The organism is Intrasporangium sp. (genome assembly GCF_036566125.1).
In the GTDB taxonomy this organism is placed as follows: Bacteria; Actinomycetota; Actinomycetes; order Actinomycetales; family Dermatophilaceae; genus Intrasporangium.
Map to the genome: position 1 here is coordinate 1 of NZ_DATCWX010000177.1, position 18,073 is coordinate 18,073.

The following is an 18,073-nucleotide window of genomic DNA, read 5'->3' on the forward strand; positions in this document are numbered from 1 at the left end:
CCGCGCTCGCCGGCTCGACGGGGCACCCACGCCAGCCGGGCACCGGTCTCGGCGGCCAGCAGGGCGGCGGCGGAGAGTGCACCGGGCGACATGGCCGCCCGTTCACCGACGAGAATGATGCCGGCCTCCGCCAGACCGTCACGTGCGGCCATGCCGACCTCGCTCGAGCGGAGGTCACGTAGCACGGCAGCCTCCCTGCCGGGCGCGGTCGGGATGAGCGTGCCACCCATCTTGGCGAGCCCAGGCGTGGGAGCGGGCCCAGCGGCATACACCTTGGTCTTGTTGTGGCGGAACGCCTTCCGCAGGCGCAGGAAGACGATCGGGCTCTCATCCTCGGGCTCCAGGCCCACGAGGAGCACCGTCCCCGCCCTCTCGAGGTCGGCGTAGGTCACCGACCCGCCGTCGGGGCCCGTCGCCGCGACGTGCTGGGCGAGGAACGCGACCTCCTCGGCGGAGTGCGGCCGGGCGCGGAAGTCGACGTCGTTCGTGCCGAGCACCACGCGGGCGAACTTGCCGTAGGCGTAGGCGTCCTCGGTGGACACGCGCCCGCCGACGAGTACGCCGGCGGCCCTCGACCTCGACAGGCCAGCCGCGGCAGCAGCCAGGGCCTCGGGCCAACCGACGACCTTGAGCTCACCGTCCGCCTGACGGACCATCGGGAACTGGAGGCGGTCAGGCTGCGTGGCGTAGGTGAACGCCCAGCGACCCTTGTCGCAGTTCCACTCCTCGTTGACCTCCGGGTCGCGCAGTGCCATGCGCCGCAGCACGACGCCGCGGCGGTGGTCCGTGCGGAGGGCGCAGCCGCTCGCGCAGTGCTCGCAGGCCGACGGCGTCGAGACGAGGTCGAACGGGCGGCTGCGGAAGCGGTACGCCGCACCGGTGAGCGCGCCCACCGGGCAGATCTGGACCGTGTTGCCGGAGAAGTAGCTCTCGAACGGCTTCTCCTCGTAGATACCCACCTGCTGCAGGGCGCCCCGCTCCACCAGGGCGATGAACGGGTCACCCGCGATCTGGTCGGAGAATCGGGTGCAGCGTGCGCACAGGATGCACCGCTCCCGGTCGAGCAGGACCTGCGAGCTGATGTTGATCGGCTTGGGGTAGGTGCGCTTGACGTCCTCGAAGCGGGACACGGCCCGCCCGTTGCTCATGGCCTGGTTCTGCAACGGGCACTCGCCGCCCTTGTCACAGACCGGGCAGTCGAGCGGGTGGTTGATGAGGAGGAACTCCATCTGGCCGTGCTGCGCCTTGTCGGCCACGGCCGAGGTGTGCTGCGTGTTGACGACCATGCCGGGCGACACCGTGATGGTGCACGACGCCTGGGGCTTCGGCATCGGCCGCGCGACGCCCTCCTTGTCGGGGAGGGCGATGTCGACGAGGCACTGACGGCATGCACCGACCGGCTCGAGGAGCGGGTGGTCGCAGAACCGCGGGATCTCGATGCCCACCGTCTCGGCGGCACGGATGACGAGCGTGCCCTTGGGGACGCTGACATCGATGCCGTCGATCGTCAGGTCGACGAGGTCCGGGTTGGCCGGGGGCGCCCCTGCGGCGGCGTTGGTCGAGGTGGCAGTCATGCGGTCACCATCCCGCTGGATTCCTTGGTCTTGACGTCTGTCGGAATGGGGAAGAGCACCGACTTCTCCGGCGGGAAGAGGACGTGCGCCGGGGTGTGCATGCCGGCCTCGAACTCCTCCCGGAAGTACTTGATGGCCGAGGTGATCGGGCTCGTGGCCGCGTCACCGAGGGCGCAGAAGCTGCGCCCGAGGATGTTGTCGCAGATGTCGACGAGCTTGTCGATGTCGTCCTGGGTGCCCTGGCCGTTCTCGATGCGCGTCATGATCTGGCGCAGCCACCAGGTGCCCTCGCGGCACGGCGTGCACTTGCCGCACGACTCGTGCGCGTAGAAGTCCGTCCAGCGAGAGACGGCGCGGACGACCGAGACGGTCTCGTCGAAGACCTGGAGCGCGCGGGTGCCGAGCATCGAGCCGGCCGCCGCGACAGAGTCGAAGTCGAGCGGCACGTCGAGGTGCTCGTCCGTGAAGATCGGGGTCGACGAGCCTCCGGGAGTCCAGAACTTGAGCTGGTGGCCCTGCCGCATCCCGCCCGCGAGGTCGATGAGCTCGCGCATCGTGATGCCGAGCGGGGCCTCGAACTGCCCCTGGTTCGCGACGTGGCCGGAGAGGCTGAAGATGCCGAAGCCGGTGGACTTCTCCGTGCCCATCCCCTTGAACCAGTCGGAGCCCTCGAGGATGATCCCGGGCACCGAGGCGATCGACTCGACGTTGTTGACCGAGGTCGGCCGGGCATAGAGGCCCGCCGCACCGGGGAACGGGGGCTTGAGGCGCGGCTGGCCGCGGCGGCCCTCGAGCGAGTCGAGCAGCGCGGTCTCCTCACCACAGATGTAGGCGCCGGCGCCCGCATGGACGGTGATGTTGACCTTGATGCCCTTGCCGCCGACGTCGTCGCCGAGGTAGCCGGCCGCTCGGGCCTCCTCCACGGCGCGCAGGAGGCGGCGGTAGACGTGGACGACCTCACCGCGAAGGTAGATGAAGGCGTGTTCGCAGTCGATGGCGTAGGAGCTGATGATGACGCCCTCGATGAGCGCATGGGGGTTCGCCATCATGAGCGGGACGTCCTTGCACGTGCCGGGCTCGGACTCGTCGGCGTTGACGACGAGGTAGCGCGGACCACCGTCGGGGGGGCTCATGAACGACCACTTGAGGCCCGTCGGGAAGCCGGCACCACCACGGCCGCGGATGCTCGAGTCCTTGACCGCGTTGAGGACCTCCTCGGGCTTCATGCCGAGCGCCTTGCGCAGCCCCTTGTAGCCGTCGTGCCGCTCATAGGTCGCGAGGGTCCAGGACTGGGGCTCGTCCCAGAGCTTGGTGAGGATCGGGGTCAGTGTGTCGGTCACTTCGAGCCGTCCTTCCCGTCAGTGGCGGATGGTGAGGACGTTGAGGACTCCGAGGACATTGAGGACTCCGAGGAGTTCGAGCCGCTCTTGCCCTGCGGGGCCACCCAGCCGTGCTCCTTGGCGATGCGAAGGCCGAGCAGTGATGCCGGACCGGCACCCGGGCCCTGGTCGGCGAGGCCGTCCGGGAAACCGGCGAGGACCCGGGAGACCTGCTTGAAGGTGCAGACCCGGTCGGGACCGCGGGTCGGCTTGACGTCCTTGCCTGCCCGGAGGTCGTCGACGAGCTGCACGGTGCTCTCCGGCGTCTGGTTGTCGAAGAACTCCCAGTTCGTCATGACGACCGGGGCGAAGTCACACGCCGCGTTGCACTCGATGCGCTCGAGCGTGACCTTGCCGTCCTCGGTGGTCTCGTCGTGCCCGATACCGAGGTGCTCGGAGACGGTGTCGAAGATGTGGTCGCCGCCCATGATCGCGCAGAGCGTGTTGGTGCAGACCCCGACCGTGTATTCGCCATTCGGGTGGCGCTTGAACTGGGTGTAGAAGGTCGCGACGCCGCTGACCTCGGCCTCGGTGAGGTCGAGCAGCTCCGCACAGAGCGACACTCCCCTGCCGGTGACGTAGCCGTCGACCGACTGGACCAGGTGGAGCAGCGGGATCAGGGCCGAGCGCTCCTGGGGATAACGCGCGATGACCTCGGCAGCGTCAGCGCGAAGTCGCTCGAGGACCTCGGGCGCGTAGGGCTCCTTGGACTCCGGGCTGACGTGCAGGAACCCGGAGACGTGGGACGTGTCGTTGGCGGACATCAGCGGTCCACTCCTCCCATCACGGGGTCGATCGAGGCAACGGCGACGATGACATCGGCCATCTGGCCGCCCTCACACATCGCGGCGACGGCCTGGAGGTTGTTGAAGCTCGGGTCGCGGAAGTGCGCGCGGTAAGGACGCGTGCCACCGTCCGAGACGAGGTGGCAGCCCAGCTCGCCCTTGGCCGACTCGACGGCCACGTACACCTGGCCGGGCGGGACCCGGAAGCCCTCGGTGACCAGCTTGAAGTGGTGGATGAGCGACTCCATCGAGGAGCCCATGATCTCGCGGATGTGGTCGAGGCTGTTGCCGAGCCCGTCGCCGCCCAGGGCCAGCTGGGCCGGCCAGGCGATCTTCTTGTCCGCGACCATGACGGAGCCCTGGCTGCCCTCGGACGCCTGCAGCCGGTCGGCGCACTGCTCGACGATCTTGAGCGACTCGTACATCTCGTCGATGCGCACCCTGAGGCGACCGTAGGAATCCGAGCTGGTGCGCGTGATGACGTCGAAGTCGTAGGTCTCGTAGCCGCAGTACGGGGCGCTCTTGCGCAGGTCGTGCGGCAGCCCGGTCGACCGGAGCATCGGCCCGGTGACGCCGAGGGCCATGCAGCCGGTGAGGCTCAGGATGCCGACATCGACCATGCGGCCCTTGACGATCGGGTTCTCGTTGAGCAGGGCCTCGAGCTCGCCGATTCCCTTGCGCACCTTGGGGATCATCTCGCGCAGGGCGTCGATGGCTCCGGGCGGCAGGTCCTGGGCGACGCCGCCCGGGCGGATGTAGGCGTTGTTCATCCGCAGGCCGGTGACCATCTCGAAGATGCTGAGGATGCGCTCGCGCTCGCGGAACCCGACGGTCATGACCGTCGTCGCGCCCATCTCCATGCCGCCGGTGCCGATGGCGACCAGGTGTGAGCTGATCCGCGTGAGCTCCATCATGAGGACCCGGAGCACACTGGCGCGCTCGGGGATCTCGTCGGTGATCCCGAGCAGCTTCTCGATGGCGAGGCAGTACGCCGTCTCCTGGAACATCGGCGTCAGGTAGTCCATCCGGGTGCAGAACGTGACGCCCTGCACCCAGGTGCGGAACTCCATGTTCTTCTCGATCCCGGTGTGGAGGTAGCCGATGCCCGCGCGGGCCTCGGTGACCGTCTCGCCATCGAGCTCGAGAATGAGCCGGAGGACGCCGTGGGTCGACGGGTGCTGCGGACCCATGTTGACGACGATCCGCTCCTCGTGCAGGGCTGTGGCCTCGTCGACGAGGCCGTACCAGTCGCCGCCGGACACGTTGAAGACCGGCGCGTCTCCCGCGGCGGCCTCGTCGGCAGCCGTCGTCGCGTAGGGGTCGCCACCCTGGGTCGCGAAGCTCTCGCGAGTCCCGGTGGTGGTGCTCTCGGTGGTGGTGCTCTCTGTGTTGGCGCTCTCGGTGTTGGTGCTCATCAGGTGTACGACCTCCGCTGGTCCGGCGGCGGGACGGTCGCGCCCTTGTACTCGACCGGGATGCCGCCGAGGGGGTAGTCCTTGCGCTGGGGGTGGCCCGGCCAGTCGTCGGGCATGAGGATCCGGGTCAGTGCCGGGTGGCCGTCGAAGACGATCCCGAACATGTCCCACGTCTCGCGCTCGTGCCAGTCATTGGCCGGGTAGATCTCGACGATGGACGGGATGTGCGGGTCATCGTCCGGGCACGACACCTCGACGCGAACCCGCCTGCTGCCGTTGGTGATCGACAGGAAGTGGTACAGCGCGTGCAGCTCCTCGCCCGCGCGGTCGGGATAGTGAACCCCGGACACGCCGGTGCAGATCTCGAAGCGCAGCGCGGGGTCGTCGCGCAGGACGCGAGCGACAGCGGGCAGGTGCTCGCGCTTGACGTTGAGGGTCATCTCGCCGCGGTCGACGACGACTGCGGCGACCGCTTCCCCGAAGGACGCGGGCCCTCCCACGAGTCCCCTCTCGAGGGAGTCGGCGATCTCGTCGAAGTAGCCGCCGTAGGGACGGGCCGTCTCGCCGGCGACGAGGATCGGTCGACGGAGCAGGCCGTAGCCGGAGGTGTCGCCGCCCTGCGTCGGACCGAACATGCCCTGGCGGTAGCCGACCACCTTGGGCGTGGTCTCACCGGGCTCCGCGTCGGCGGAGTCGACCCGCGAGAGCTCGAGCTCGCCGGGCGTCAGGCCGCTCTCCTGCGTCTTCTCCGGATTCGTGACGACGTCGCTCTTGGTCGTGTCGTCATTCGTCATGCCAACAGCCCCTTCATCTGGTGCGTCGGCGTCGCCTGCAGCGCCGCCTCCTCGGCAGCCCGGGCGGCCTTCTCCCGGTTGACTCCGAGGGGCATGCTCTCGACCTGCTTGTGCAGTTCGATGATCGCGTTGAGGAGCATCTGCGGCCGGGGCGGACAGCCGGGCAGGTAGATGTCGACCGGGATGATGTGGTCGACGCCCTGGACGATGGCGTAGTTGTTGAACATGCCGCCGGAGCTCGCGCAGACGCCCATGGAGATGACCCACTTCGGGTTGGCCATCTGGTCGTAGATCTGGCGGACGACCGGGGCCATCTTCTGGCTCACCCGGCCGGCGACGAACATGAGGTCAGCCTGACGCGGCGTCGCCGAGAACCGCTCCATGCCGAAGCGGGCGATGTCGTAGTCCGGCGTGCCGACGGCCATCATCTCGATCGCGCAGCACGCGAGTCCGAACGTCACCGGCCACATCGACGCCTTGCGCATGTAACCGGCGAGGCCCTCGAGGGTGGAGAGCGCGAATCCGGCCGGGAGCTTCTCTTCGATGCCCAATGGTTTCTCCTAGTTCCTGTGTGCTCTCAGTCCCATTCCAGGCCACCGCGCCGCCACACGTAGGCGTAGGCGACGAAGACGGCGAGGATGAACAGGACCATCTCGACGAGCGCGAAGAGGCCGAGCTGGTTGAAGGCGACGGCGAACGGATAGAGGAACACCGCCTCGATGTCGAAGATGATGAAGAGCATTGCCGTCAGGTAGTACTTGATCGGCACGCGCCCGCCACCGGCCGGGTGCGGCGACGGCTGGATGCCGCACTCGTAGGCCTCGAGCTTGGCGCGGTTGTAGCGCTTCGGCCCGACGACGAGCGAGGTTCCGACGGACAGCGCTGCGAATGCGAAGCCGAGCCCCAGCATGAACAGGATCGGGACGTACGGGTTCATCCTCGGTCACTTGCCTTTCGGTCGTGCCAACAACACGCAAACTGGCTCACGGCGCACCCATCCTATGGGCGTCTCCGTCGATTGTGCTCGGGGTCACAAGGCCGACCTCCGACGCGACGGGACGGGCTCTCGGGAAGCGAGCCCAGCGGCATACGGCACAGTGGTGTTCATGCGTGCGGGGTGATCTTCGACAGGGCATTGATGAGGCGGTCGCTCGCACCCCGGCCGCCGGGCTCGGCCAGGTTGGCCATGGTCTTGAGCATGAACTTCATCAGCGTCGTGCGCGGCAACCCGTACCTCGTGATGACCCGCATGACGTCTGGCTGGCCGATGATCGTCGCGAAGTGCCGGCCCAGCGTGTAGTAGCCGCCGAGGTCCTGCTTCATCCGCGTGTTGTACGACTGGAGGACGCGCTCCCGACCCGCGGCATCGGCCCGCGCGAACGCGTGCGCGATGACCTCGGCCGCCGTCCGGCCCGACTCCATCGCATAGGCGATGCCCTCGCCGTTGAACGGGTTGACCATGCCGCCGGAGTCGCCGACGAGCAGCAGCCCGTCGGCGTAGTGCGGCTGCCGGTTGAAACCCATCGGCAGCGCGGCCCCGCGGATCGGCTGCGTCATCGTCTCGTCGTTGTACGTCCACTCCTCGGGCATCGTCGCGACCCAGCGACGCATGACGTCCTTGTAGTCGACGTTGCCGAAAGCCTTGGAGGTGTTGAGGATGCCGAGGCCGACGTTGCTCGTGCCGTCGCCGACGCCGAAGATCCAGCCATAGCCGGGCAGGAGGACGTCCTTGCCGGACGGGTCCTTGGCCCACAGCTCGAGCCAGGACTCGAGGTAGTCGTCGTCGGTGCGCGGGCTCGTGTAGTACGTCCGGACGGCGACGCCCATCGGCCGGTCGTCGCGCTTCTCCCGACCCATCGACAGCGAGAGCCGGGAGGAGTTGCCGTCGGCCGCCACGACGAGGCGTGCCCGGTACTCGTGGGTCTCCCCCGTGGCCCGGCCCTTCTCGTCGACCGACTTGGCCGTCACTCCGACGATGGAGCCACGCGCGTCGGTGATGGGACCGGTGACGTTGGCGCCCTGGACGAGGCGGGCTCCGTTCTTCGCCGCGTGCTGAGCAAGGATCTCGTCGAAGTCCATCCGCGTGCGCACCAGGCCGTACGGCGGGAACGCGGAGTTCTCCGGCCAGTCGAGCTGGAGGCGCATGCCGGCACCGATGATCCGCAGGCCCTTGTTGCGGATCCAGCCGTCCTCCTCGGGCGTCGGGATGCCGAGGTTGACCAGCTCGCGGACGGCGCGCGGCGTCAGGCCGTCGCCGCAGACCTTCTCCCGTGGGAAGTGCGTCTTCTCGAGCAGGAGCACGTCGAGGCCGGCCATCGCGAGGTACGCGGCGGTGGCGGATCCACCCGGACCGGCTCCGACGACGATGACGTCTGCCGTATCGACTGGGCTGTCGACCCGACTGTCGACATTCGTAGTACTCATGGCTCCCTGCAGGTTCCGAATGCTTGCGCGCGCTGCTTGTGAATCAGTTCACGAACTCCAGAGCACCCTACTCCCGGCCGCTCCAGGTTGTCAGTTGGGGCTCCCTTTACCCCGCCCTCCGGTTCGGACGGCTCATCTCTTCACCGCTGTGTGGAGGGCGACGATCCCGCCCGTGAGGTTCTTCCACCCGACGCTCGACCAGCCCGCCTGCTCGATCCGACGCGCCAGTTCGCCCTGCGGCGGCCAGTCCTGGATCGACTCGGCGAGGTAGACGTAGGACTCCGGGTTGCTCGCCGTGCGCCGGGCGATGCTCGGCAGCACGCGAAGCACGACGTTGCCGTAGACCGTTCGCACGACGCGGTTGACGGGCTGGCTGAACTCGGAGACGACGAGCCGGCCACCCGGCTTGGTGACGCGGAGGAACTCGCGCAGGGCCGCCTCGGTGTCGGCCACGTTGCGCAGGCCGTAGCTGATCGTCACGACATCGAAGCTCTCGTCGGCGAAGGGCAGGCGCATCGCGTCGGCCGCCGTGAAGGCCATGTCGGGGCGCCTCCGGCGTCCTACCCGCAGCATCCCCAGGCTGAAGTCCGCCGGCACGACCTCGATCTCACGATCGGCCCACGGCTCGCTCGAGGTGCCGGTCCCCGCGGCGATGTCGAGGATGCGCTCACCGCGCTTGGCGTCGACGGCCTTGACGACGGCGCGCCGCCAGAGCCGGTCGATCCCCGCCGTCATGACGTCGTTGGTGACGTCGTACTTGTCGGCGACGGTGTCGAACATCGACGCGACGTCGACCGGCTGCTTGTCGAGCTGGGCACGAGTCATGCGCCCATCCTTCCACCCAGCGTGGCTTTCTCAGCCCCGACTTTCCCGTATGCCGCTGAGCTCCTCTCCGACGCCCGTGACCTCCCAGCCCTCCCGCCCCTCTCCGGCAACACACCCGGCTATCGACTGCGTGCCCCTGCTGCAGGTGGGGTCGGCACTCGATAGCCGGGTGTGTTGCCGATCGCAGCGGGGGTCGGTGTGGCGCCGGACCCGTGCCGGCGGTCGTAGAGTTACCGGCGATGTCTTCGCTTCCTGCCTCCGAGAGCCTCGGGGACTCCCCCTCGTCGGCCGCGCCGGCGCTCATCGTGCGCACCACGCTGATCGACTCCGAGGAGCCACTGCTCGCGTACCTGCCCACCGAGGCCACACAGGACGACGTCGTCTCGTGGGTCCGCCGCGGCGAGGGACTCGTCGGCTGGGGCCGTGCGCTCCACTTCTCGGCGACCGGCGCCGCCCGCTTCCACGACGCAGAGGCCTGGTGGCGTTCGGTGACGGCCCGCGCGGTGGTGCGCGACGAGGTCGGCGTCCCGGGCACGGGGCTCGTCTGCTTCGGGTCCTTCCCCTTTGCCGACGACTCCGAGGAGGCCGCCCGGCTCGTGGTGCCGTCGACCATCGTCGGGCGCCGGGACGGTAGGACCTGGGTGACGTCGGTGACGCTCGAGCCGCAGCTGGCCCGGCTCGGGGCTCCCCCGGTCGCGCAGGACCCGTCGCCCCCATCTGGCGTGACGTTCGCCGACGGTGCGGTCTCGCCGAGCGCGTACGCGCACGCGGTCGCCGAGGCTGTCAAGCGGATCAGCTCCGGCGCGCTCGACAAGGTGGTCCTGGCGCGGGACCTCATCGCCACGGCGAGCGATCCGATCGACCCTCGGTGGGTGCTGCGGCGGCTCGCGGAGCGCTACGAGAACACGTGGGTCTTCGCCGTCGCGGGTCTGCTCGGCGCGACACCGGAGCTGCTCGTCCGCCGTGACCAGGGCCTGATCACCTCGCGGGTCCTGGCGGGCACGATCCGCCGGACCGGCGACGACGAGGCCGACCTCGCACTCGCCGCGTCGCTGGCCCGCTCGTCGAAGGACCTCGAGGAGCACGAGTACGCGGTTCGCTCCGTCGCCGAGGCCCTCGCTCCGCACTGTTCATCGATGAACGTCCCGGAGTCGCCCTTCGTCCTCCACCTGCCCAACGTCATGCACCTCGCGACCGACGTGGCCGCCGTCAGCGCGGACGACGCGTCCTCCCTCACCCTGGCCGCATCGCTCCATCCGTCGGCCGCGGTCGGTGGGACCCCCACCACCAAGGCTGTCGCGCTCATCGCGGAGCTCGAGCAGATGGACCGGGGCCGTTATGCCGGGCCGGTCGGTTGGATGGACACCAAGGGTGACGGCGCGTGGGGCATCGCCCTGCGCAGCGGCGCGATCCTCCCGGACGACCCGACGACGATCCGGCTGTACGCCGGGTGCGGCATCGTGGCCGGCTCCGACCCGGAGTCGGAGGTTGCGGAGTCGAACGCCAAGCTTGTCCCCATGCGTGACGCCCTCGCGAGCGATTGAGTGGCCGTATGCCGCTGAGCTCGCTCCCAGCGCACGGCGCCTTCGCGGTGTCGCTGGCTCTCGTGCAGGCCCTGTGGGCCCGGGGGGTCCGCGACGTCGTCCTCGCGCCCGGATCGCGCTCCGCTCCCCTGGCCTTGGTGCTGTACCAGGCTGACGCCGCCGGGGACCTGCGGCTGCACGTCCGGGTCGACGAGCGGTCGGCCGGCTTCCTCGCGCTGGGACTGGCGACCGGGTCGCGCCGCCCGGTTGCGGTCGTGACGACCTCCGGAACGGCCGTGGGCAACCTGCTACCGGCCGTCATGGAGGCGCACCACACCGGACGTCAGGTCGTCGTCATCTCCGCCGACCGCCCGGAGCGGCTCCGCGGTACCGGGGCGAACCAGACGACTTTCCAGACGGGCATCTTCGGCCGGTTCGCTCCGGTCGTGGACCTGGCTCCCGATGCGCCGCTCGGGTCGGTCGCGGCGGCTGCGGACGAGGCGTGCTGCCGGGTGGGTCCGAGCCAGATCAACGTCCAGCTCGACGCCGACCTCATGCCCCCCGACCCCGATCCCACCACCTGGTGGACCCGCACCAATGTCGCCCCGGCGGAGTTGTCGCGGCCCGAACGCGCCACCTCCCGCACCAACATCGCCCCGGCGGAGTTGTTGCGGCTTGATCCCGGGCCGCGGACGGTCATCGTCGCCGGAGACGACGCGGGACCGGCCGCCCGAATCCTGGCCGAAGCCGCGAACTGGCCCCTCCTCGCGGAGCCCACGTCCGGGGCCCGCATCGGCAAGCAGGCCATCCGCACCTACCGCCTGCTGCTGGGCACCGCGTTGCGGGAGGAGATCGAGCGCGTCATCGTCATCGGCCATCCCACGCTCTCGCGTCCGGTCATGGGCCTCATCACCGATCCGGCCCCGGACGTCATTTCGGTGCGCGACCGCACGGGCACGGCAACCGATCCCGGTCGCATCGCGACGATCGTCGACGACGTGCCAACCGTCGACGCGCCGCCCGCCACCCAATCGAGTGTGCACAAGACCCCGGGCTGGTTCGACCGCTGGCGTGCCGCCGATGACGCCCTCTCAGGGCAGATCGACGAGTACCTGGCTCGCCGACCCGAGTCCCCGTTGACCATCGCCTCGGTGGTTGCTGAGGCAGTGACCGCGCACACCACCCTCGTCGTCGGCTCGTCCAACGTCGTCCGGGACCTCGACCTCATGGCGACTCCGTGGCCACCGCACGAGCACCGGTTCGTCGTCGGCAACCGTGGTCTCGCCGGCATTGACGGCACGGTCTCGACTGCCGTCGGCATCGCTCTCGGCCGAGGTGGCGCGTCACGCACCATCGCCTACCTCGGGGACCTCACCTTCCTCCACGACACCAACGGCCTGCTCATCGGGCCGGACGAGCCCCGCCCCGACGTGACCTTCGTCGTGCTCAACGACGACGGGGGTGCGATCTTCGCCGGGCTCGAGCAGGGCGCACCCGCCTACGCACCGGCCTTCGAGCGGGTCTTCGGCACGCCCCACCACACCGACCTCGCTGCCCTCTGCCTGGCCCATGGCATCGCCCACGAGCGCGTCACCCAGCCCGAGCGGCTGGCGGCGGCCCTCGAGACCCAGCCCAGCGGCATACGGCTGATCGAGGTCCTCGTGTCGCGAGCCGAGCGGCGCGCGGAAGCCGACCACCTGCGCGACCTCGCCCAATCCCTCTGGCTCAGAGGGGATCCGGGACCGGCCACTGCGTTGGAGCACCGCCCCCGGTCTTGAGCGCTTCCGCGACGAGCTCGGTGTTGTCGTGGGCCTCGCGCCCGGTCGGCAGGACCAGCGTGTCCTCCAGGCCGATCCGCACGTCGTAGCCGGACCGTTGCGCCCACCGCAGCACCGGCCACGCCCACGCCTGCTCGCCGTGCACGAGGACCGGCGCCGGAGACATCCCCAACGCGGCGAGGATGCGCTCCGCGGCCCACGCTCCGTCGCTGCCACGGGTGTGCCCAGGTATGACCTCGACGAGGACGCGCTCAACCTGCCAGGGCCAGTTCGTCGAGACGAAGGCAGTCGCGGAGTGCGGTGTCCAGATGCCGGCTTCGACGCCAATTCCCCTGGCCCGCAAGATCCCCGCCAAACGAACTGCGCCGGGCTCATGCCAGTTGACATTCGCACAGTCCGGGCCGCCCTGCTCGGGTGCGGGCCACGCCGACACCTGGGAGAGCTTCGCCCGCTCGTCCGTCGCAATGCCGTCCCGGGTCGAGACGCTGATCCCGACATCGGGGACGAGGGAGCGGATCGCGCGCACGGTGCCGACCACGTGCTCGACGGCGAGCGACTCCTGCCCGTGCTCGTCACGGGGATGGACGTGCACCATGAACGCGCCGGTCTCGACGACGGCCCGGGTCGCCCGCGCCACGGCGTCCGGGGAGACCGGCAAGCGCGGATGGGCACGCGGATGGCGGTCGCCGTTGAGGCAGGCCTGAATCATCGCTGCACTCCAGCGCGATCGAGCAGCGCATGGCAGCGGGCCATCCGCTCGCGCCACCATTGCCGGCGCTCGGGTGGTGCGGCGAGGGCGGTGAGGGCCCCGGGGTCGACCGTGACCCGTCTCGGTCGGAGCACGCCGGCCCCTGGACGCATCGGCTCGACGGCGACGTCGCGCACGAACAGTCCCACGGTGCCCAGCCCACAGGCGTGCTCGAGCGCGGGAAGGGCAGCCGCGAGCGCGACGCCGGCGGAGATCCCGATGCTCGTGTCGAGCGCCGAGGACACGACCGCGGGCAGCCCGCACGCGTCCACGATCTCCAACGCCCGGGCGATACCGCCGAGCGGCGCCACCTTGACGACGACGAGGTCGGCGGCGCCCTTGCGGGCGACGAGGAGCGGGTCCTCGGCCTTGCGGATCGACTCATCCGCTGCAATGAGGACGTCGATCGCGTTGCGGGCCAAGGCGGCTCGCAGTTCGGCGAGCTCATCGACAGTGGCGCAGGGTTGCTCCGCGTATTCGATGTCGTATGCCGCTGACCTCCTGAGTGCCTCCGTGGCCGTCTCGACGTCCCAGGCTCCGTTGGCATCGATGCGGATCCGGGCGTGCGGACCCATCGCGTCGCGCACCGCGGCCAGGCGGTTCAGGTCATCGCGGAGCGTCTGCCCCCGCTCGGCCACCTTGACCTTGGCCGTCGTGCAGCCCTCGAAGCGGGCGAGCACCTCGGGCACCCGCTCCGGTGGCACCGCCGGGACCGTGGCGTTGACCGGCACCGCGTCGCGCACGGGAGCCGGCCGAGCGGCATACGCCTCCTCGATCCCGGCCGCCAGCCAGCGGGCGGACTCCTCGTCGCCGTACTCGGGGAAGGGAGCGAACTCGCCCCAGCCCGCGGGCCCCTCGAAGACGACCGCCTCACGGACGTCGACCCCGCGGAAGCGCACTCGCATCGGGATCGCGACGACATGGGCCCGCTCGAGCAGCGCGGAGAGGGGCGGCAGGTCGGTCACGGCAACATCATGACCGAGGCGAGGTTCTGCTGAGGCGCCGAGTCATTGACGGACGAGATCGGTGAGGAGGGCCATCTCCCGGACGAGCAGGGCAGCCGAGCGCACGAGCGGTACGGCCGCCATGGCACCGGACCCCTCCCCCAGCCGCATGCCGAGGTCGAGGAGTGGCTCCAGACCGAGCGCGTCGAGCGCGTCCGACTGGGCGGGCTCGGTGGAGCGGTGCCCGGCCAGGAACCAGGCTTGGGCTCCCGGGGCGAGCTCGGCGGCCACAAGGGCTTCGGCGCAGGCGATGACACCGTCGAGGAGCACGGGCACTCCACGTCGGGCCGCTTGGGCGAGGAACCCCGCCCCGACGGCGAGGTCCGCGGAGCCGAGGGCGGCGAGCCGCTGCACGGGGTCCTCGATGCGGCCGTGTTCGTCGCAGGCCCTGGCCAGAGCGCGGGCCAGCACGTCCAGCTTCCGGGCATGGGTCGGATCGTCGATGCCGGTGCCCCGGCCGATGACTGCGCCGGCGCCCAGGCCCAGCGTTGCGGCGATGAGGGCCGACGACGGCGTCGTGTTGCCGATGCCCATGTCCCCGATGACGAGCAGCTGCGCGCCCGCATCCACCTCGGTGTCAGCGATCTCGGCGCCGACGGCGATGGCCCGCTCCGCCAGGTCGCGGCTGATCGCATCGGCGACATCGATCGGGCGGGACGAGCGGGTCAGCTTGTGCGCGGTGACGTCGGCCGGTGCACTGGTGAGGTCGGCATCGACCGCGATGTCGAGGACCCGCACCGTCGCGCCGTGCTGACGGGCAAGGACGCTCACTCCGGCCACGCCCGCGACGAAGGCGTGCACCATCGCGGCGGTGACGTCGCTCGGGTAGGCGGAGACACCGGAGGCCGTGACCCCGTGGTCGCCTGCGAGCACCACAGCGCGGACGCGCTCGATTGGCACCGGAGGGCAGACACCCTGGCACGCCGCGAGCCAGGCGCCGACCTCTTCCAGCCGGCCGAGCGCCCCGAGCGGCTTGGCGAGGCCGTCGAGTCGCTCGAGGGCGGCGGCGTGGACGTCCGCATCTGGCGGCGTGATGGTGGACGTCTGGGTGCTCATCGGGCCTCCGGGCTCACGGTCGGTGCGTCGCTTCTCATCTTCGCTCACGGACGCCTTGGCTCGGGAACCGGTTGTCCACATCCCCTCCGGCGCGGTCCGGTCCTCCACAGCCGTGCCGGATCCGTTGGCGCCGGAGCCTGGCTCCGGCGGACAGTCGTGGCACTGACAGGTTGCGAGGACGGGAGGCACTGCGATGGGCAGCTCGAGCTGGGCGGAGGATCCGTGGGTGGGTGAGCGGTACGAGGATTACGCGGTGGAACCGGACCGCTGGTCCACCGGCTACCGGTCACCTCGCGAGCGCACCGTCTCCTACGTCGTCCTCGTCGACGGCCGGGTCGTCGACACGTGGTACGAGCCGCTGACAGAGTCGCCGTGGCTGGGCGACCCGAGAGTCGAGAAGGTGGAGCGGTTGTGGCGCCACGAGCCCCCGCCCAAGAAGGAGGTCGCTCCTTGGCGGGCCACGGTGGACTGGCTCGAGCACGTCGTCGGCGGCCCTGAGTCCCTCGACCAGCTGACGTCCGATCCGCTGCCCGACGAGGAGCTCACACTCCCTGCCGAGGCGGTCGGGGACGGGGATGTGGTGGCCCGGTTCCGGCGCTCGGGTGAGGTGCTCGACGGCTTGGCGGGCGTCTACTTCGATGGCGAGATCCGGACCGCGTTCCGGCGCGCCCTGGCGGCGGTCGGCGTGGACCTTATCGGCGGCCGGGTGCCGGAGGATCCGGTCCAGGCGGCCGCCGGGGTGTGCTGGGCGGTGGGCCGCGCCAACGGGGTACTGGCTCCGGCGGGCCGCGTGACGCAGAAGGTGCTCTGTGCCCAGCTGGGGCTCGCGTCGTTTCCGGCCGCCAAGGGGCGGACCGTCGCGCGGCTCCTCGGCACGCCGCAGCCGCCCTGGGTGTCCCGGCCCGGAACGCTGCCTGACATCGAGCCGCTCTCACGCACCGACCTGCTCACGTCCCGGACCCGCCGGGAGATCATCGCCCTCCGTGACGCGACCGTCGCGGCCGAGGCGCGAGCAGCCGCTCAGCGACAGGGCTCGGATGCCTGAGCAGCTGATCGACGAGACCGAGGTGTTGTGACTTCCTCAGGGACCAAGGCGCACGTCCCGCGGGTTCTCGACCGCGCACGCGATCCGGTCGAGGAAGTGCCCTCGCATCGGCGGGAGCTCGTCGAGGCGGAACCAGGCCGCAGCGGTCGCCTCGTCGTCTCCGGGGGCCGCGTCGCCCGAGACCCAGCGGCAGCGGAAGGTGTGGTTGAGGTACTGGGCCAGGTCGCCGTTGGCGTGGGTGACGGGAGGCTCCGCTGACACCCAGACGAGGCGGTCGACCGCGATGACGACGGACGCCTCCTCGAGGGCCTCCCGCTCGGCCGTGACGTGTGGGTCCTCGCCGGGGTCGATGATCCCAGTGATCGGCGTCCACTCGCCGTTGTCAGTACGTCGGATGAGCAACACCTCCTCGCCCGAGCCGTCGACAGCCGGTCGCAGGACGACCGCGGTGACCCCCGGCATCCACAGCAACTCGCGTCCCACCATGGTCCGAAGGTGTGCGACGTAGGGCGGGATGGGCATGGGAGCGACCTTAGACCGCCGCTAATGTCGGGTCCCGTGAGCAATGAGACGACAGACGGCACAGCGGACGAGGGAGCGGGCGAGACCAGCGGGGTCACCTCGCAGGTCTCGGAGGTCTTCGACCCGAGCGAGTGGGACGTTGTCCCGGGCTTTGAGTTCACCGACCTGACCTACCACCGCCGCAAGGCTCAGGAGGGTCGTCCGCACGCCGAGTCCGGGGTGGTCCGCGTGGCGTTCAACCGGCCCGAGGTGCTCAACGCCTTCCGGCCGCACACGGTGGACGAGCTCTACCGGGCCCTCGACCACGCGCGGATGACACCCGATGTCGGCGTCGTCCTCATCACCGGCAACGGTCCGTCCCCCAAGGACGGCAAGTGGGCATTCTGCTCGGGTGGTGACCAGCGGATCCGTGGACGTTCCGGCTACCAGTACGCCACCGGCGAGACGGCCGACACGGTCGACGAGGCCCGGGCGAAGGCCCACGGCGGACGCCTGCACATCCTCGAGGTCCAGCGCCTGATCCGTACCATGCCCAAGATCGTCATCGCGGTCGTGGGCGGCTGGGCGGCGGGCGGCGGACACTCGCTCCACGTCGTCTGCGACCTGACAATCGCCTCACGGGAGCACGCCCGCTTCAAGCAGACCGACGCCGACGTCGGCTCCTTCGACGGCGGCTACGGCTCGGCGTACCTCGCCAAGTCGGTCGGCCAGAAGTTCGCTCGCGAGATCTTCCACCTCGGCCGCACGTACACGGCCGAGGACATGCACCGGATGGGCGCGGTGAACATCGTTGCCGACCACGCCGACCTGGAGCGCGAGGCCCTGCAGGCGGCGACGGAGATCATGGGCAAGTCGCCGCAGGCGCAACGAATGCTGAAGTTCGCCTTCAACCTCACCGACGACGGGCTGATGGGCCAGCAGGTCTTCGCGGGCGAGGCGACGCGCCTGGCCTACATGACCGACGAAGCCATCGAGGGGCGGGACCAGTTCCTCGAGAAGCGCGATCCCGACTGGTCACCCTTCCCCTGGTACTTCTAGACCGGGTCATCGCCGCAGGTCGGCCACGGTTTACGGCTCCGCAGTCCGCAGGGAGTCCGCAGGAATCGTCAGTGCGGCCCGCATGAGGCCGGCCGCCGCATTGCGGGTCTGGTCCTCGGCGGTTGGCCATAGGTGCGCGTAGGTGTTCAGGTTTGTCGTCGCC

Annotated in this window: 17 protein-coding genes; 4 read left to right on the forward strand and 13 right to left on the reverse strand. The window is 70.1% G+C overall.

Translation table 11 applies throughout. The features are described from left to right. From VIR15_RS10620 to VIR15_RS10660, 9 genes are all read right to left on the reverse strand, one after another. Positions 1-1,574 (reverse strand): NADH-quinone oxidoreductase subunit G (locus VIR15_RS10620; protein WP_331927449.1); only part of this gene is annotated, 1,574 nt, incomplete at its 3' end. Further along, the gene (gene nuoF, locus VIR15_RS10625) at positions 1,571-2,914 is read right to left on the reverse strand and encodes an NADH-quinone oxidoreductase subunit NuoF (protein WP_331927450.1); all 1,344 of its coding nucleotides are present in this window, start codon (positions 2,912-2,914) and stop codon (positions 1,571-1,573) included. The genes nuoF and VIR15_RS10620, both read right to left, overlap by 4 nt. Then, positions 2,911-3,717: an NADH-quinone oxidoreductase subunit NuoE gene (gene nuoE / locus VIR15_RS10630; protein WP_331927451.1), complete on the reverse strand. Its 807-nt coding sequence runs from the start codon at positions 3,715-3,717 to the stop codon at positions 2,911-2,913. The genes nuoF and nuoE overlap by 4 nt, the downstream gene beginning before the upstream one ends. After that, positions 3,717-5,153, reverse strand: a complete 1,437-nt coding sequence (locus VIR15_RS10635) for an NADH-quinone oxidoreductase subunit D (RefSeq protein ID WP_331927452.1) — start codon at positions 5,151-5,153, stop codon at positions 3,717-3,719. The genes nuoE and VIR15_RS10635 overlap by 1 nt, the downstream gene beginning before the upstream one ends. Next, positions 5,153-5,947: an NADH-quinone oxidoreductase subunit C gene (locus VIR15_RS10640; RefSeq protein WP_331927453.1), complete on the reverse strand. Its 795-nt coding sequence runs from the start codon at positions 5,945-5,947 to the stop codon at positions 5,153-5,155. The genes VIR15_RS10635 and VIR15_RS10640 overlap by 1 nt, the downstream gene beginning before the upstream one ends. Next, the gene (locus tag VIR15_RS10645; RefSeq protein ID WP_331927454.1) at positions 5,944-6,498 is read right to left on the reverse strand and encodes a NuoB/complex I 20 kDa subunit family protein; all 555 of its coding nucleotides are present in this window, start codon (positions 6,496-6,498) and stop codon (positions 5,944-5,946) included. The genes VIR15_RS10640 and VIR15_RS10645 overlap by 4 nt, the downstream gene beginning before the upstream one ends. 26 nt (positions 6,499-6,524) lie before the next feature. Next, positions 6,525-6,884, reverse strand: coding sequence for an NADH-quinone oxidoreductase subunit A (locus VIR15_RS10650; RefSeq protein WP_324142442.1), 360 nt, complete (start codon positions 6,882-6,884; stop codon positions 6,525-6,527). A 167-nt stretch (positions 6,885-7,051) separates the two neighbouring features. After that, positions 7,052-8,371 carry a geranylgeranyl reductase family protein gene (locus VIR15_RS10655; protein WP_331927455.1) on the reverse strand — a complete coding sequence of 440 codons (1,320 nt, stop codon included), beginning with the start codon at positions 8,369-8,371 and terminating at the stop codon, positions 7,052-7,054. Between the two features lie 132 nt (positions 8,372-8,503). Further along, positions 8,504-9,196: a demethylmenaquinone methyltransferase gene (locus VIR15_RS10660; RefSeq protein ID WP_331927456.1), complete on the reverse strand. Its 693-nt coding sequence runs from the start codon at positions 9,194-9,196 to the stop codon at positions 8,504-8,506. Positions 9,197-9,435: 239 nt separating this feature from the next. Here VIR15_RS10660 and VIR15_RS10665 point away from each other — a divergent pair, with 239 nt between their 5' ends. After that, positions 9,436-10,740 carry an isochorismate synthase gene (locus tag VIR15_RS10665; protein WP_331927457.1) on the forward strand — a complete coding sequence of 435 codons (1,305 nt, stop codon included), beginning with the start codon at positions 9,436-9,438 and terminating at the stop codon, positions 10,738-10,740. An 8-nt stretch (positions 10,741-10,748) separates the two neighbouring features. Continuing rightward, on the forward strand, positions 10,749-12,497 hold the full coding sequence (menD, locus tag VIR15_RS10670; protein ID WP_331927458.1) for a 2-succinyl-5-enolpyruvyl-6-hydroxy-3-cyclohexene-1-carboxylic-acid synthase: 1,749 nt from the start codon (positions 10,749-10,751) through the stop codon (positions 12,495-12,497). Here menD and VIR15_RS10675 read toward each other — a convergent pair. From VIR15_RS10675 to cobT, 3 genes are read right to left on the reverse strand one after another with little or no spacing between them, the layout of a single operon-like run. Further along, positions 12,445-13,206 (reverse strand): 3-keto-5-aminohexanoate cleavage protein, encoded by a 762-nt coding sequence (locus VIR15_RS10675; RefSeq protein ID WP_331927459.1) that lies wholly within the window; start codon positions 13,204-13,206, stop codon positions 12,445-12,447. The genes menD and VIR15_RS10675 overlap by 53 nt on opposite strands. Then, a complete protein-coding gene (locus VIR15_RS10680; RefSeq protein ID WP_331927460.1) occupies positions 13,203-14,210 on the reverse strand; it encodes an o-succinylbenzoate synthase in 1,008 nt (335 codons plus the stop codon). Before VIR15_RS10680 ends, VIR15_RS10675 begins: the two co-directional genes overlap by 4 nt. A gap of 42 nt (positions 14,211-14,252) precedes the next feature. Further along, on the reverse strand, positions 14,253-15,305 hold the full coding sequence (gene cobT / locus VIR15_RS10685) for a nicotinate-nucleotide--dimethylbenzimidazole phosphoribosyltransferase (protein ID WP_331927461.1): 1,053 nt from the start codon (positions 15,303-15,305) through the stop codon (positions 14,253-14,255). A 226-nt stretch (positions 15,306-15,531) separates the two neighbouring features. Here cobT and VIR15_RS10690 point away from each other — a divergent pair, with 226 nt between their 5' ends. Beyond that, complete coding sequence (locus tag VIR15_RS10690; protein WP_331927462.1) at positions 15,532-16,350, forward strand: hypothetical protein; 819 nt, start codon at positions 15,532-15,534, stop codon at positions 16,348-16,350. Between the two features lie 36 nt (positions 16,351-16,386). Here VIR15_RS10690 and VIR15_RS10695 read toward each other — a convergent pair whose 3' ends face one another. Beyond that, entirely contained in the window at positions 16,387-16,872 is a 486-nt protein-coding gene (locus tag VIR15_RS10695; protein WP_331927463.1) for an NUDIX hydrolase, read from the reverse strand. A gap of 36 nt (positions 16,873-16,908) precedes the next feature. On the opposite strand from VIR15_RS10695, the gene VIR15_RS10700 reads away from it, so the two are divergent. Beyond that, on the forward strand, positions 16,909-17,910 hold the full coding sequence (locus VIR15_RS10700; RefSeq protein ID WP_331927464.1) for a 1,4-dihydroxy-2-naphthoyl-CoA synthase: 1,002 nt from the start codon (positions 16,909-16,911) through the stop codon (positions 17,908-17,910). Positions 17,911-18,073 lie beyond the last annotated feature (163 nt).